This is a genomic window from Streptomyces sp. NBC_01750, from assembly GCF_035918095.1.
In the GTDB taxonomy this organism is placed as follows: Bacteria; Actinomycetota; Actinomycetes; order Streptomycetales; family Streptomycetaceae; genus Streptomyces.
Window position 1 is genome coordinate 1005438 of the sequence record NZ_CP109137.1, and the last position, 15902, is coordinate 1021339.

The following is a 15902-nucleotide window of genomic DNA, read 5'->3' on the forward strand; positions in this document are numbered from 1 at the left end:
GCCAACCGGTCGAGCGAGCACCTCGGCGCGGACACCCTGGCGTGCGGTCCTGTCCCCGGCATCGCACGATGGAGTTCGCCACCGACGGAGCCACCGACGGGGGTCACCGGCTCCGGACGAGGGGACCCTCGATGCGCCAGTACCCGCCCATCGCCGACCACGGGATGATTGGGGACCTGCAGACCGCCGCTCTGGTGGCGTCCGACGGATCGATCGACTGGTTCTGCGCCCCGCGATTCGACTCCCCCAGCATCTTCGCCGCTCTGCTCGACCAGGACCGTGGCGGCAGCTTCCGGATCGCGGCCGACCACCCGGATGCCAGGATCACCCAGCTCTACCTCCCCGACACCGCAGTCCTGATCACCCGATACCTCACCACCGAAGGGGTGGGCGAGGTCGTGGACTTCATGCCCGTGGACACCCCGGAAAACGTGACGGACCGGCACCGGATCTTCCGAGCGATGCGCGTCGTGCGCGGCAGTATGCGGTTCACCGTGGAGTGCAGACCTCGCTTCGACTACGGCCGTGCCACGCACAAACTCACCCTGAGCGATGCCGGCGACACCGCTTCCTTCACCGGCCCCGGCATCGACGTACACCTCCAGAGCAGCGCACCGCTGAGCACCGACAACGACCTCGACGTCCAGGGCGCCGTCACATTGCAGGCCGGCGAACTCGCCGTCGTCGTACTGACCACCGGCGACAGCGGCGGCGCGCCGCCGGAGCCGCTCAACGCCGACAAGGCGTGGGCCACTTGGCAGGCGACCGTACACTTCTGGCACCAGTGGCTCCGGACGTCCCGGTACCGCGGCCGCTGGCGGCAGACCGTGAACCGCTCGGCCATCACACTCAAGCTCCTCACCTATGCGCCCACGGGCGCCCCGGTCGCCGCCGCGACCGCCGGACTGCCCGAGCAGATCGGCGGCGAACGCAACTGGGACTACCGCTACACCTGGATCCGGGACGCCTCTCTGTCCGTACGATCCCTGATCGATCTGGGTTTCACCGAGGAGGCGAACGCCTTCCGCCAGTGGCTCGGCCAGCGGGTGGCCGCGGGCGCGACCATCACCGGCGAGCCGCTGCAGATCATGTACCGGGTGGACGGCGACCCGCACCTGAGCGAGGAGGTGCTCGACAACCTGGAGGGTTATCTCGGATCGTTCCCGGTGCGCATCGGGAACGGAGCGGCCGACCAGCTCCAGCTGGACATCTACGGCGAGGCGGCATTGGCACTGCTGGAGTCCGGTGCCATCGCGGAGACCGCCGGCTACCAGGGCTGGCTGGCCGTCGCCGGTGTCCTGGACTATCTGGCCGACAACTGGGACCGGCCCGACGAGGGCATCTGGGAGACCCGCGGCGGCCGCAAGAACTTCACCTACGGCCGGCTGATGTCCTGGGTGGCCTTCGACCGCGGCATCCGTCTCGCCCGTGACAACGCCCGGCCCGCCGACCTGGAGCGCTGGACCGCCTGCCGCGACGCGATCTTTGTGCAGGTGATGGAGCGCGGCTGGAACGAGCAGCTCCAAGCCTTCGTCCAGCACTACGACACCGACGTCCTGGACGCCTCACTGCTGCTCATGCCGCTCGTCGGATTCGTCGCGCCCAAGGACCCGCGCTGGCTCGCCACACTCGACGCCATGGAGCGCGAGCTGGTATCCGACAGCCTGGTCTACCGCTACGACCCCTCGGCCTCTCCGGACGGACTCAGAGGCTCCGAGGGCACATTCACGCTCTGCACCTTCCACTATGTGCAGGCGCTCGCCCGTGCGGGGCGGGTCGAAGAGGCACGTTACGCCTTCGAGAAGATGCTCACCTACGCCAACCATGTCGGCCTTTTCGCCGAGGAGATCGGCCCGACCGGAGAGCAACTGGGAAACTTCCCACAGGCGTTCACCCACATGTCTCTCATCACGGCAGCCATGGCACTGGACGTGGCTCTCGACAAGGCCGAAAGCCTGGGACCCTAGCCGACTCGCAGGACGCGCGTCGCAAGGTGTCGGTCCACGCCGCCCGGCGGCCGGTGATCAGATCACCGCCTGGATGCCCGGAAGGCCCTCCGCATGCTCCGGGGCATACACCAACATCGTCCCTCCTGCCCGGAAGCCGGGCAGGTGCAGACCGACGCCTCCCGTACGGCACCTCACGCCGACTCCGGTACGGCACCTCACGCAGGCCGGCTCGGCGTGCCGGAACGAAGTGCCGGGCCAAGACTGGAAGGTGTGAGGCCGAGCCCCGAGACAGCGGCTCGGCGCGGCCAGGACCATCCACGCTGAAGGCGGCCATGAGTTCCGACGTGAGACGTGTCGCAGTCGTGGGTGACTGTCCGCTCTTTCGATGTGGCCTGGCTCAGGTCGTCGACACCGCCCCGGACCTGGTGTTCGCCCTCGGCGCGCGTTCGGTCGACGAAGTAGACGGAAGGCTTGTGCGAGGCGATGTCGTGGACTTCAGCCAGTTCGATTCGCAAGGGCGTGGAATCGTCGACTCGGTGTGCATCATGTATGCCGGCCGGACCGAGTGCAAAGGTGACTTGTGGCCGCACAACTGGGTGCACCGGCAGCCTATGACGGCATGCGGACGGAGCTCTACACCGTAACCAGCATGGGGCGGTCACCCGACGATCTGAGCATTGGCACGTACTGCCACGAAAGCGGACATCTGCTGTGGGTGGCCGGATCTCTATGACTACGGCACGGCCGAAAGGGAAGGCGACGACTTCACGAGTGCGGGGATGGGGACGTACTGCGTGATGGGAGCGGGGAACCACCTGGGCGATGGCCGAACGCCCTCGCCCGTTTGCGTGTACCTGAGGCGACACGTGGGCTGGTGCGGGCAGGACGTCGACATCGCCGGAGCGGACAACTACGTGGCCAAGCACGGAGACTACGACACCGCCCTCATCTACCAGCACCCGGAGCGCGCAGACACCGAGTACTTCCTCGTCGAGAACCGGAGTCGCGACGACTTCGACGTGAACCTGACCGCCAGTGGACTCGCCGTCTACCACTGCGACATCGACGGATCGAATGAATTCCAGCAGGGCACGTCGGCCCATCATTACCAGTGCGCACTCATGCAGGCGGACGGTCATCTGGACCTCGAAACCAACGCCAATCAAGGCGACGGCGGCGATCTGTACGGACCGACCGAGGGCACCGCACTGTCACACAGCAGCCGCCCGGCATCTCTGTGGTGGGACGGAAGCGAGTCCGGCCTCACCATCTCGCAGGTCAGCGGTCCGGGCCCGGTGATCACATTCCGCACGGGGACACAGGGAGCGGCGGGTATCTCCGTCGCCGGAAAGTCCTCGCCCGCCGCGGTGATCTCCGCGGAGAGCGCCGGCGGTCTGACCGACGCCATCACGCTGCAGGGCCTGGGCACGGTCCGGGAGCTGGAGGTCTCGATCGATATCGCGCACCCCCGCATCGGCGATCTGCGTGTGGTGTTGCTGTCGCCGACGGGGCGCCGGGCGGTGCTCCACAATCGCACGGGCGGAAGCACCAACGACCTTCGGCTGTCGCTCGATTCAAGGCCGCCTTCCCTCCTCGCTCCACTGGTCGGCGAGGGCGTGGCAGGCGAGTGGAAGCTCAGGATCACCGACGCTGCGGAGTCCAGCACGGGCAAACTGCTGCACTGGGAGCTGCATGTGCGGACCGGAACCTGAGCGCGCCGGGCCTGCGGCCGCAACTTCTCCCACCTCGGCCTACGCGGCTGTGTAGGCCAGCCACGACGCGACCGCCTCCGCGATGGGCTGACCCGTCTCCAGCTCGACAAAGCCGAACTGGCCGCCCTGGTTGCACTCCAGGAACCACCAGACGCCGTCGGTGTCCTCGGCGAAGTCGAAAGCCCCGTAGGCGAGACCGGCAAGGCCGGTGAAGTCATGGACGGCCCTGGCGATACGGTCGGGCACCACGGCGGGCTCCCACTCGTGACCGGTGGTGCCGTAGCGCCCGTCCACCTGGCCGGCCGCGGAGATCTTCCGGGCGGCGAACAGCCGCCCTCCGACGCAGGTCAGCCTGATGTCAGCCCGTTTGGGAATGTACTTCTGAAGCAGGGTGGGAGCGGCCGCGACTCCGGCGAAATCCGTCTCCGGCCCGATGCGGGTGGTGGGCAGCGTGATCGGTGGATCGCTGAGCGGCGGTCCGGAGGTGGACTTCACCACGATCTCCCGGTACTGCGCCGCGAACTGGCGTGCCACGCGCGGGAAAGTGGTGATGAGAGTGGGAGGCACGGCGAAACCGCTGCGGTGGGCGATGCGCAACTGCCATGGTTTGCAGCGGGCTTGCGCGGACACACAGGGATGGTTCATCCAGCGTGCCGTGGTGGAGTTGAGCATGCCGTACAGCGCCTGGCCGGACTCGGCAGTGAGCCACTCCGACGGCTCCACGGCGTGCGCCGCGGGCTCCCCCGGCCTGCGTACCCATATGGAACGCAGCCCGCTCATGCTCACCAGGCGCCCGTCGTACGACAGATACCCCCGGAAGTCGCCGCTGACGAACTCCGCCGACAGCGCGGCCTCCCCGGGGAGATCGGCGGGATCGAGTCTCACCAGCGGGATTCCCCGTTCATGCAGACCGGCCACCACCATGTCCGTCGTCACATCCTGCTGACAGGTCAGAATCAGCACAGTCATCGATGCGCCGGTCCGGTCAGTCGTCGAAATGCGTCTGGGAACCGGCGGTGGAGGTCGTCGTACCGGCTGCCAGGAGCACCGCCCGGTCGGTGATGGCGGGGCGTCCGTCGGACAGGACGTTCAACTGCAGGGTGGAGTCGTAGGTATAGGGATCGGCGGCTGCTGAACTCTCCACCGGAAGCGCGTAGTTCAACACAAACGGTCTCATGAGTCTCCTTGACTTCCCCAGGCGTGGTCCTACGCCACACGTAACAGTACGTACCGAAGACGCAGCGGTCTCACTACGTACCGTCACATCAGGCCCAAAGGGGCGTGAAGGACGTCACATTGCCGTCTCCCGGGAGACCGTGGAAGCGGGGAGTCGGCACAACGGGGCTCACAGCCACGTCAATACCGCTGGGCCTTGGCAACTCTGGGGGTCAGCTTCAGGTCCGCGGGCTTCCGGCTGATGGCGATGGGCTGCGCCCTCTCACCCGGATCGAGGTTCTCCGCGCCGACGATCCTGCTCTCCACCACCTTGCCGGAGGGGTCGGCGAAGTCGACCTGGACGGCGTACGACGCCTTCTGGTCGGTGCGGTTGGTGATGTTGACCACGACGGCGACCAGACCGCCGGTCTGGGCCCGCGGTTTCCCGGTCAGCGAGACGTCGGACGTCGCGTTGCCACTGCCCTGCACCTTCTTCAGCTCGGCAGCGGCCGCTTTGTTCGCACGGGCCACCTCGGCAGAGACCGAAGCCTCGAAGGCGGAGGCGGCAGCAGAGGCGGACGACGCCGCCGCGGACGCTTTGGCGCGGGCCGAGGCAGCCGCCGAAGACAGGGCGGAGGGCAGCTTGCCCGAGAAGGAAGACGTGTTGGGAGGCGTCGGGCGGGGGCCGGCCGGCGAACTGCTTCCGGTGCCGCCGTTGCCGGTGCTGCACGAAACGAGGGCGGCCGCACTCGATGCGGCAGTGACCAGCGTCAACACGACAGTTGCCAACCGTCTCCTGCTCGCCCGGCCCTTCACGCAAGCGGTCATCGGGTTCCCTTTCACTGCCGGTGCTGAGGATCGCCCCCTCGGTGGCCCACCCGTGTCGTGAGTTCAGTAGCGCAGGGCGCTCGCGATTCCGCCCATGTCGGCGAGCGTGCCGTCCGGAACGAAGCGCACCTCCGCGCCCGTGTCCAGGGACCGCTCGACGATCTCGTCAACGATGTCGTCCAGGGCATCCAGGTCACCGGGTTCCGCCGGCAGCAGGTGACCGCCGGAGTCGCGGACGGTTTCCCGGTAGTTCTCTTCCACGGCCAGCAGGGCGACCCGGCCGGACGTCACGTTCTGCCGGATCTCGTCGACCCCGGCGGCGAACGCCCGTCGTCCACGGGCCTTGTCCAGTTCCCCAAGGACGTCGACGACTTCCTTCTCGGCCCGGGCCCGGACGAACGGCCGCACGGCCTGCCACACGGCGTCCGCTGGTCCCGCCGCCAGCCCTCCCTGCGGGATGTGGGTGGCAGCCCCCTTGGCCACGGTTCCTACTCCGTCCAGGAGAGCGAGCGCCACCGCTTCCCCGGCCACATACAGGGTCCGGGGATCGGACTTGAGTACGCCACGCATGGCGGCGTCCGCCTCCCGCAGGAACTGGCGGGTCTGCTCGTCACTGAAGGTGCTGGGCACATCGCCGATCCGCTCCTTGCGCTCGGCATCGGGCGTCTCGAGGCTCCGGGTCAGTGGAAACGCTCCCCTGGCCTCCTCGACGACACGGTCCGCTCCGCCGCTCCACAGCGAGATGCGGTCGGAGGAGACAGCCAGCACCCAGAAGGGACGCTCGGCTGCCTGCGCCGAGACGAGATTGCGGGTCAGGAAGGTATCCGAGAGCACAACGCGCTCGGGCACCGTGCGACCCAGCGACCACACCTGGTGTTCTCCCGGCGCGGCGAAGACAGCCAGCCCGTCCTCGGCGTGCACCAGATCGATTTCTGCCAGGGCCATGTCCAACTGCTCGGCGACATCGATCCGCCTGTCCCGGGTGACGGCCGGATCGGCTTGAAGCTGGCCCTTGACCTCGGCCATCAGATTGCGCAGACGGACGGGGTCCTGTGCGTTGTCCGGTTCACGGCGATGAGTGGGCATCAGAACGGTCACTGCCGGATAGGGACGCTGCCGTCGCAGCTGGGAGAGTGTGGCAGAGCTGAGAGCGGGGTGCATCGGAACCCTTTCAGAACGTGCAGTGGCCGACCGCGAAGTCCTTCTGCAGCTTCTGAACCTCCTCGAAGGCGTCGTTCGCGACGGAGGGTCGTCGTAGCCGATGGCGACGAGTCCGGGCAGCCGTGCCCGCTTGGCCACCAAGTCGACAGTATGAACCATATGTCGAATTCGCCGATGGGGCAGAAGATGCGCGAGGGCACCGCACCGCGGCCGTTGGCCGTGCGGTGGCCTGTTGGCCGAATCGGCACGAGGGCGATCCGTACCTCGTCGAGGGGTCCGACCAGTACTGGCGCGTGAACGGCACGAACGGCTCAGCCCCGGACGATTTCCTGATCACGCCCGAAGCCGGCGGGTGCAAGCATCGCGCGGGCCCCGTTGGCGTTTCCGGCTCCGGGAGCGATCCCGCCGCCCAGCGACTCCGCCTGGGCCGGCATGCCGGCGCCGAGCAGCTGGAGCCCCAACGGGGTCACCGTATGCAGGACGTACTTGCCTTCGCGGCGGCTGGTCACAAGACCCCCGTCGCGCAGGACGCTGATCTGATAACTCACGCTGGGCAGCGAGACTCCGACGGCCTCGGCGACCTCGGAGGTGGTCCGGGTGTGTCTGTCGGCCACCTCGGTGAGCACCGCGGCCCTGGTGCGGCCCAGCAGCCGTTCCAGTCCGTCCTCCGTCCCCCGCGCGGCGTCGAGCGGTGCTTTCGCCACCGGATAGACGAGCACCGGGGCCAGGGCCGGGTCCGCGAGGGCGGTCGGGCGACGCCAGCAGAAGTACGAGGGAACGAGAAGCAGTCCGCGCCCCTCCAGGTACAGGTCACGGTCGACGGGGTAATCCACCTCCAGCACCGGGGAGTTCCACCGCCCCAGGGGCTGCAGTCCTTCCAACAGGGCCTGTGTGCCGCCTTCCAGCAAGGTGCGCGCCCGCTGGCTGACATCGTTGCCGACGGCGGTGCGGATGCGCGGCCAGTACGGCCGCAGCAGTGCCCCGTGATACGTCGCCAGTGCGCCTGTCAGCGAGTCGAGCCCGTCGCGGCCGGGACCGGCGAGCGAGGTCCAGCCCGGGATCGGCCGGGACTCGGCCAGCCGCGTCATCTCGCGGACCAGCTGTCCGCGCGGGGTGAGGCGCACCCGCTCGAGACCCGCGGACAGATCGGCACCGAGGACCGAAGGGGTAAGGAAGTCCGGGATGTAACCGACAGCGGGAATCACTGTCCGCAGCAGGCGCAGGGCACGATGCACGACCGGATCCGTGCGAAGCCTGTGGTGGGCCGAGTTGCGCCAGTCGCCGAACTCCAGCCGCCCCTGTCCGGTCTGTAATCGGCAGACACTGCAGACCAGTTCCCACAATGGATCGGGCTGCGGAGCGATTCGGATGTTCTGCAGGTCGTGGGAGGTGAAGTGAATGCGGAGCATGCGGCCTCCTTCGCTCACAGGCCCTGTGTGGACCACGGCGCCGACATCAGCGCGACCATAGGTGGGGACGGGCGGCTCCCCTACGTGGTTGCCCTCCCGACTGCCCCGTCGCGGCCCGGGAGACGGTTTGGCTTCTTCGTGCCGGTCGCTCCAGTGGGAGGGGCGGCGGGGTCACTCACACATCGTCAGTTCGTTTTTGCTGCTCCGTTTTTGCTGCTTCGTTTTTGCCGCTTCGTCTTTGTCGCTTCGTCTTTGTCCCTTGTCTTTGTCACTTCGTCGGGTTGGTCGGCCCGCCTCCGGACCCTCCTCCTCCGCCGCCACCGAGTTCTTCTCGGCCGACGTGCTCACCAGGCGTCGCGAGTTCCTCGACCGCATCGACGCCGACCACCGCGCCGGTGGACCTCATGCCACGGCGCAGCCGGCCCTCCAGCCAGCCGGCAAAGGTGGTGAGCGCGAAGTTGAGCACGACGAAGATCACGGCGACGATGGTGAAGCTGGCGATGGTGTTGGCTCCGTAGTTCGCGCTCATGGGGCGGACCGACGCCAGCAGTTCGGAAAAGCCGAGCAACGCGCCGCCGAGCGCGGTGTCCTTCACGATGACTACCAGCTGGCTCACGATCGCCGGGAGCATCGCGGTCACCGACTGCGGCAGCAGCACGGACCGCATGGTCTGGCCTTTACGCATACCGATCGCCTTGGCCGCGTCGGTCTGCCCCAGGGGGAGGGAGAGAATGCCCGCCCGTACGATCTCGGCGAGTACCGAGGCGTTGTAGAGCACCAGACCCGTGACCACGGCGTACAGCGGTCGGCTGTCGGGACTGATGTCGGTGTACGCGGCGTACGCCGCGTTGGCGAACAGCATCAGGATCAGCACCGGAATGGCGCGGAAGAACTCCACCACGGTGCCGGCCGCGCCGCGTACCCACCCATGGTCGGAGAGCCGGGCGATACCGAAGAACGCTCCGAGCGGCAGCGCGATGACCATGGCCAGGGCGGCAGCCTTGAGCGTGTTCCTGAGCCCTGGCAGAAGGTACGTCGACCAGGCGCCGGAGTCGGTGAAGAACGGCTTCCACTTGACCCATTCGAGCTGGTTCTTGTCGATGAGGCTCAGGACCACCCACCAGACCAGCGCCGCGAGTGCGATCAGGAACGCCACCGTGAACAGCACATTGCGCCGCCTGGCGCGCGGCCCCGGGGCGTCGTAGAGGACGGAAGTCATCGCCTCACCGCCACCTTCTTGCTCACCCAGCCGAGGAACAGCCCGGTCGGGAGGGTGAGGCAGATGAATCCGAACGCGAAGATGGCGGAGATGAGAATGAGCTGAGCCTCGTTCTCGATCATTTCCCGCATCAGCGCCGCGGCCTCGGCGACACCGATCGCGGCGGCCACGGTGGTGTTCTTGATCAGTGCGATCAGCACGTTCGCCAGCGGCCCCACCACGGAGCGGAATGCCTGCGGAAGGACGATCAGTCTCAGGACCTGGGTGAAGTTCAGGCCGATCGCCCGCGCTGCCTCCGTCTGGCCGATGGGCACGGTGTTGATGCCGGAGCGCAGCGCCTCACATACGAAGGCGGATGTGTAGGCGATCAGGCCGAGCACGGCGAGCCTGAAGTTGATGGTCGTGAAGTCGTCCGCGCCGAGATTGACGCCGAGCGTCTGGAAGAGGCCCAACGAGGTGAAGACGATGATCACGGTCAGCGGGATGTTCCGCACCACGTTGACATAGGCGGTGCCGAAGCCGCGCATGAGGGGGACAGGGCTGACCCGCATGGCCGCCAGGAGTGTTCCCCAGATCAGGGCGCCGACGGCGGAATAGAGGGAGAGCTGCACCGTCACCCAGAAAGCCCCCAGCACGTTGTAACCCTCAAGAAAGTCGAACACGATCTCCCGGCCTTCCGCGTGTGTGTGAAGGGCGAGGCGCGCCGCAGCGACGGGCGGCGCGCCGGTCAGGCACCCGCTTCAGCTGACGATGACGCCGATCTTCGGTGCAGGCTCGTTCTTGTAGCCGGCCGGGCCCAGGTTCTTCTTGACGTACGCGTCCCAGGAACCGTCCTTGACCATCTTCTCCAGGGCCGTGTTGATCTTGCCCTTGAGTTCGCTGCCCTTCTGGACACCGATGCCGTAGTTCTCGTTGCTCAGCTTGAAGCCGCCCAGCCTGAACTTGCCCTGGAACTCCTTCTGCGCGGCGTAGCCGGCGAGGATCGCGTCATCGGTGGTCAGGGCGTCGATGACCTTGTTCTCGACGCCGGTGAGGCACTCGGAGTAGCCGCCGTACTCCTGCAGCTGAGCATTCGGCGCGATCTTCGTCTTGACGTTCTGCGCGGAAGTGGATCCGGTGACCGAGCAGAGCTTCTTGTTGTTCAGGTCCTGGGGCTTCTTGATGGAGTTGTCGTCCGCCCGGACCAGGACGTCCTGGTGCGCCAAGAGGTAGGGGCCGGCGAAGTCGACCTTCTTCTGACGCTCCGGCGTGATCGAGTAGGAGGCCACGATGTAGTCCACATCGCCGCGCTGGAGCAGCGTCTCGCGGTCGGCGCTCTTGGCTTCCTTCCACTCGATGTCGCCGGGCTTGTAGCCGAGCTGCTTGGCCACGTACGTCGCCACGTCGACGTCGAGACCCGTGTACTTGCCGTCCGGGGTCTTCAGACCGATTCCGGGCTGGTCGAACTTGATGCCGACAGTGATCGTCTTGTCGCCGCCACCCGAACTGCTCTTGTTCCCGTTGTCGGATCCGCAGGCCGTGGCGGTCAGCGACAGCGCGAGCGCAGCGGCGGCTGCGGCAGAGACCATACGAAGCTTCATGGTGATCATCCCTAGTGCTCAAGGGTCGGGCTCAGTGGTGAAGGATCTTCGAAAGAAAGTCCTTGGCCCGGTCGCTACGCGGGTTGCTGAAGAACTGATCGGGTGTCGCCTCTTCCACGATCCGGCCGTCCGCCATGAAGACCACGCGGTTGGCGGCCGAACGGGCGAATCCCATCTCATGGGTGACGACGACCATCGTCATGCCGTCCCTGGCGAGTTGCTGCATGACCTCCAGCACCTCATTGATCATCTCCGGGTCGAGCGCGGATGTCGGCTCGTCGAAGAGGATGATCTTCGGATCCATGGCCAGCGCTCTGGCGATCGCCACGCGCTGCTGCTGGCCGCCGGAGAGCTGCGCGGGGTACTTGTCCGCCTGGGAGGCGACCCCGACCCGGTCGAGCAGCTGGCGCGCCCGTTCCTCGGCGGCTTTCTTGTCCCTCTTACGGACCTTGACCTGGCCGAGCATCACGTTCTGCAGCACGGTCTTGTGTGCGAAGAGGTTGAAGGACTGGAAGACCATGCCCACGTCGGCCCGCAGTGCGGCCAGCTCGCGGCCCTCGGCGGGCAGGGGCTTGCCGTCGATGCGGATCTCGCCGGAGTCGATGGTCTCCAGTCGGTTGATGGCGCGGCACAGTGTGGATTTCCCGCCCCCGGACGGCCCGATGACGACGACAACCTCGCCCGGGGCAACCTTCAGGTCGATGTCCTGGAGGACATGGAGCGCGCCGAAGTACTTATTGACGTCGCTCAGCGCGACCAGCGCATCGCCTGTGACGGGAGTGGCATTTTCCTTGGTCACTGTTACTCCGCTCTTCGGCTTCATAGTCCGACGTCCTCGAGTCGGTCGCACGCCGAGCGCCGGGCGCGAATGCGGGCGGGTCAGCCGGGTGGCGGAGATCAGGACCGGGGTGTTCGCGTGCAGGGAAAGAGCGCCTCTGCCACCGCCGGGCCGACCCGGCCGTACGAGAGGCGCTCTGTCAGGAGTGCTTACAGCGTGGGGATGATCGCAGCGAGGTCCGGCATCACGCCGACCCCCAGGCCGGGGACCACGTCGGACCCCAGGGAGGGGTCCCTCAGCAGACCGCGGACCTGAGCCGGTGTCAGTGGTGAGCCGCTGACCACCTTCGCGCGACCCTGGATCGCGGCCACGACGCCGCTGATCATCGGGGTAGCGATCGACGTCCCGCCGTCCTCCTCACTGATCGTCCTCACAGTGGCGGGCGCGACACTCGTCAGGGTCGTGAGCTCGCCGGCCCAGCCGCAGCAGTCCACGCGTGAGCCGGTGTTGGAGTGGGCGCTCACATGGAAGGAGACGGGCACCGGCGGCTGGTCCCGCACGATGCCGCCGACGACCACGGCGCCGGAATCCGGGAACGAGACCCCTGCCGTGTCGAAGTCGACACCCGTGTTCCCCGCGGCGATGACACAGGTGATACCGCGGAACGTGGCGAGCCGCAGGGCTGTACGCAGGACACTGCTGGACTCCACGGAGAGCATGGCCTGCTGCCCGTTCGACAGCGTCCGGGGCAGCTGCAGCGACAGGTTGAGTACGTCACCGGCCTGGAGCTGGACGTCGATGAGATTGATGAGCGAGAACGCATCGCCGGTGCTGAGCGCCGGAGTCCTGCCCTGAAGGTTGCCCGAGGCGAAGACAATGCTCGCTTCGGGGGCCACTCCCACGATGTCGACGGTGTTGTCGGCGGCCGCGACGATGCCGAGGACCGCCGTCGCATGGTCGGCGAACGGATCCGCGGCCGTGGCGAACGACGGTGTGATGTGGAACCGCTTGGCGGGGGCGTCCCGGTGGTTGCGGTCGTAGTCGAACAGCTCCAGCACACCCACCCGGATGCCGGTGCCGTCGCCGCCGGTAACCGACCATGCGCCATCGCTTCCCACGCCCACGGGAGCGTCGTCGAGGTAGTACTGGAACAGGGCGCAGGGGTTGTTCGGCCGGTTCACGGCGGCCGCAAGCCGCTGTTCCACCTCGGCGTACTCCACAAAGGGCAGGGCATTCAGCCAGTCGGCGAGCCGCAGTGCGACCGTGTCGGGTTCCGGCCGGGCTGTGTCGGGGACCTCGACGGCGAAGAGCAGAGCGGGGTCCGGGACGGTCTCCCCGGGATGGGCCGACCGCGCGTCGTTCACCATGGTCCGCAGGTCCGCGCGGGCCATGTCCGCGGCGAGCGGCGTCAGGAACAGGAAGTCGAACTGCTCGGCGGCCAGTGTCCACAGGGCCAGAAGTTCGGGTGAGAGTTCCGGCACGGCACCGCTTTCGAAGGGAAGGGCGGTTCCTTCCTGGAACTTCACCAGAACACGTGGCATGGGGCCGCTCCTCGCGGGCGTGGCGCCGGCCGGTGGTGCTGCACGCCGGCACAACGCTGAAGGGCACCTTGGCACCCGCGTCGCGTCCAGGGCGGGTCTCGGACGTCACACCGTCGCCCGCGGCGCAGCTCCACTCACGCCCTGGCCCCCAGCCGGCGGGGGAAGGCGAAGGCCCTTGGGCCGCTTCCGCACATCTCAGGCTAGGGCGGTATGTGGGACGCTGCCAGCCGGCACGATGACTTCCTTGGTCCGGCGCGGGCATCCGGGAGGTGTGGGGCTCGCGCACGGGTGCAAGGTCAGCCGAGGGCGAGAGACGATAGGGGCACCGGACCTTGCGCGCGGCGACGCCGCGGGCCGGAGTCGGCACCGGCCATCGGATGGCGGGCGGAAGGAGGGCCTGGGATGTGTGCAGCCGATGCCTTCTCTGCCGAGCCCGCCCGGCCGAAGGGCAGCACGTCCGAGCCGGGGGGGCTGTTTGATGTCCTGAGCGTCGCCGCCGTTGTGCTGGACGCGTACGGCCGGATCGTGCTGTGGAGCCCGCAGGCCGAGGAGTTGTTCGGGTACACGGCCGATGAAGCGCTCGGCCGTTACGCGGACCGGGTGCTGGTCCATGAGCGGCACGTGGAGCTGGTGCGCCGGCTGTTCGCCGACGTGATGAAGGGCGACGGGGGCTGGGCGGGTGCCTTTCCCGTACGGCACAAGGACGGCAGCACACTGCTGGTGGAGTTCCGCAATATGCGGCTCGAGGACCACGGGAAGGACTTCTACGCCCTGGGCCTGGCCACCGACCAGGCGACGTTGCGGCGGGTGGAGCGTGACCTGGCCCTGTCCACCCGACTGGTCTCCCAGTCCCCGATCGGGCTCGCGGTGGTGGACACCAATCTGCGCTACGTCAGCGTCAACCCGGCGCTGGAGCGCATCAATGGCCTGCCGGCCGCCGAGCACGTTGGACGGTACGTCCGGGATGCCGTGCCGTTTTTGGACACGGGGGCCATCGAGTCGGCGATGCGCGAGGTTCTCGCCACAGGCATCCCACTTCTGGACCAGGAGTCGGTCGGGCGCACCCCAGCCGATCCGGACCGCGAGCACGCCTGGTCGGTCTCCTTCTACCGGCTGGAGTCCTCCAACGGGGAAGTGCTCGGGGTGGCCACGTCCGTGGTGGACGTCACCGAGCGGTATCGCGCCACCAACGAAGTCGTCCAGGCCCGCAAACGCCTCGCGCTCGTCGCCGACGCGTCCATACGCATCGGCACCACCCTCGACCTCGACCAGACCGCCCGTGAACTCGCCGAGGTGTCCGTACCGGAGCTGGCCGACGTGGCCGCCGTGGACGTGCTCGACAGTGTCCTGAGCGCCCGCTCGGCCGTCGCGATCCACGAGGGTCCCGCAGAGTTCAGGGCGCTCGCGGTGGCCACCGCGCACCCCACCGATGCCATACGCGCCGCCGACCCGCCCGGTCAGGTCGCCAGGTACGAGACCGACCGGCTGGTCACCCAGTGCGTGAACACCGGTCGACCGGTCCGGGTGCCCCACGTGGAGGGCGACGATCTGTTGCGCATTGCCCGCAGCCCCGAGGCCGCGAGGCTGCTGGCCGCGGCAGGGGTGCACTCCTACCTCGCGGTCCCGCTGATCGCTCGCGGTGAAGTACTCGGTGCCCTCGACCTCAAGCGCACCCGCAACCCTGAACCGTTCAACGCCGACGACGAGATCCTCGCCGGCGAGCTGGCTGCGCGGGCGGCCGTGTGCATCGACAACGCCCGCTGGTACCAGCAGGTGCGCAATACCGCCCTCACTCTCCAGCGCAGCCTTCTGCCCCAGCAGCCACCGGACCAGCCCGGTCTGGAAATTGCCTATCGGTATCAGCCGGCCCAGGCCGCCAGCGAGGTCGGCGGCGACTGGTTCGACGTCATCCCGCTGACCGGCGACAAGACCGCCCTCGTCGTCGGCGACGTCATGGGCAGCGGCATCAGCGCCGCCGCGACGATGGGCCAGCTCCGCACCGCCACCCGCACACTGGCCGAACTCGACCTCGACCCCGCCGAGGTGCTGCGCCACCTCGACCGCATCGTCGACCGCATGGGGCAGACCATCACGACGTGCATCTACGCCGTCTACGATCCCCACCAGGACCAGTGCCTCATCTCCAACGCCGGGCACCTGCCGCCCGCCCTCGTACGCCCCGGCCGGCCCCCCGAACTGCTCGAGCTGCCCACCGGCGCCCCGCTCGGCGTGGGCGACGTCAACTTCCGGACCACAACACTCGATCTGCATCCCCACGACGATCTGGTCCTCTACACCGATGGCCTGGTCGAAACGCGCGAACAGGCCATCGATGAACGCCTGGAGTCCCTGCTCGAACTCCTCTCCGCCCCTCCCCGGTCACTGGAGGAGACCTGCGACGTGCTTCTGCACGCTCTGCGCCACCCCGGAGACCACGACGACGTGGCCCTGCTCATCGCCAGGGTCAGGCCCGGCCCCGCGACCGGGGCGGCGCCGTCGGCCTGACCTCTGCCTCCCGTGGAGAACGGCCCCTCCTTCCCGCTTCTGCCTCGTACCGCTTCTGCCTCGTA

Annotated in this window: 13 protein-coding genes; 3 read left to right on the plus strand and 10 right to left on the minus strand. The window is 67.9% G+C overall.

Features of this window, described 5'->3' with window-relative positions; translation table 11 throughout:
• Positions 1–131 precede the first annotated feature (131 nt).
• Entirely contained in the window at positions 132–1967 is a 1836-nt protein-coding gene (locus OG966_RS04365) for a glycoside hydrolase family 15 protein (RefSeq protein WP_326648033.1), read from the plus strand.
• A gap of 848 nt (positions 1968–2815) precedes the next feature.
• Positions 2816–3661, plus strand: coding sequence for a proprotein convertase P-domain-containing protein (locus tag OG966_RS04370; RefSeq protein ID WP_326648035.1), 846 nt, complete (start codon positions 2816–2818; stop codon positions 3659–3661).
• A 39-nt stretch (positions 3662–3700) separates the two neighbouring features.
• On the opposite strand, the gene tgmB is transcribed toward OG966_RS04370, so the two are convergent.
• From tgmB to OG966_RS04420, 10 genes are all read right to left on the minus strand, one after another.
• Complete coding sequence (gene tgmB, locus OG966_RS04375; RefSeq protein ID WP_326648037.1) at positions 3701–4630, minus strand: ATP-grasp ribosomal peptide maturase; 930 nt, start codon at positions 4628–4630, stop codon at positions 3701–3703.
• A 16-nt stretch (positions 4631–4646) separates the two neighbouring features.
• On the minus strand, positions 4647–4838 hold the full coding sequence (gene tgmA / locus OG966_RS04380) for a putative ATP-grasp-modified RiPP (protein WP_326648038.1): 192 nt from the start codon (positions 4836–4838) through the stop codon (positions 4647–4649).
• A 179-nt stretch (positions 4839–5017) separates the two neighbouring features.
• On the minus strand, positions 5018–5644 hold the full coding sequence (locus OG966_RS04385) for a hypothetical protein (protein WP_326648039.1): 627 nt from the start codon (positions 5642–5644) through the stop codon (positions 5018–5020).
• Between the two features lie 63 nt (positions 5645–5707).
• A complete protein-coding gene (locus OG966_RS04390; RefSeq protein ID WP_326648040.1) occupies positions 5708–6805 on the minus strand; it encodes a baeRF3 domain-containing protein in 1098 nt (365 codons plus the stop codon).
• Between the two features lie 311 nt (positions 6806–7116).
• Entirely contained in the window at positions 7117–8214 is a 1098-nt protein-coding gene (locus tag OG966_RS04395) for an ArsR/SmtB family transcription factor (RefSeq protein ID WP_326648041.1), read from the minus strand.
• A gap of 268 nt (positions 8215–8482) precedes the next feature.
• Positions 8483–9433, minus strand: coding sequence for an amino acid ABC transporter permease (locus tag OG966_RS04400; protein ID WP_326648042.1), 951 nt, complete (start codon positions 9431–9433; stop codon positions 8483–8485).
• Complete coding sequence (locus OG966_RS04405; RefSeq protein WP_326648043.1) at positions 9430–10095, minus strand: amino acid ABC transporter permease; 666 nt, start codon at positions 10093–10095, stop codon at positions 9430–9432. The genes OG966_RS04400 and OG966_RS04405 overlap by 4 nt, the downstream gene beginning before the upstream one ends.
• A 78-nt stretch (positions 10096–10173) precedes the next feature.
• Positions 10174–11013, minus strand: coding sequence for a glutamate ABC transporter substrate-binding protein (locus OG966_RS04410; RefSeq protein WP_326648045.1), 840 nt, complete (start codon positions 11011–11013; stop codon positions 10174–10176).
• 31 nt (positions 11014–11044) lie between these two features.
• On the minus strand, positions 11045–11836 hold the full coding sequence (locus OG966_RS04415; RefSeq protein WP_326648046.1) for an amino acid ABC transporter ATP-binding protein: 792 nt from the start codon (positions 11834–11836) through the stop codon (positions 11045–11047).
• 164 nt (positions 11837–12000) lie between these two features.
• Positions 12001–13332 carry a S8 family serine peptidase gene (locus OG966_RS04420; RefSeq protein WP_326648047.1) on the minus strand — a complete coding sequence of 444 codons (1332 nt, stop codon included), beginning with the start codon at positions 13330–13332 and terminating at the stop codon, positions 12001–12003.
• A 402-nt stretch (positions 13333–13734) separates the two neighbouring features.
• Between OG966_RS04420 and OG966_RS04425 the strand changes: the two genes are divergently transcribed.
• Positions 13735–15837, plus strand: coding sequence for a SpoIIE family protein phosphatase (locus OG966_RS04425; protein WP_326648048.1), 2103 nt, complete (start codon positions 13735–13737; stop codon positions 15835–15837).
• Positions 15838–15902 lie beyond the last annotated feature (65 nt).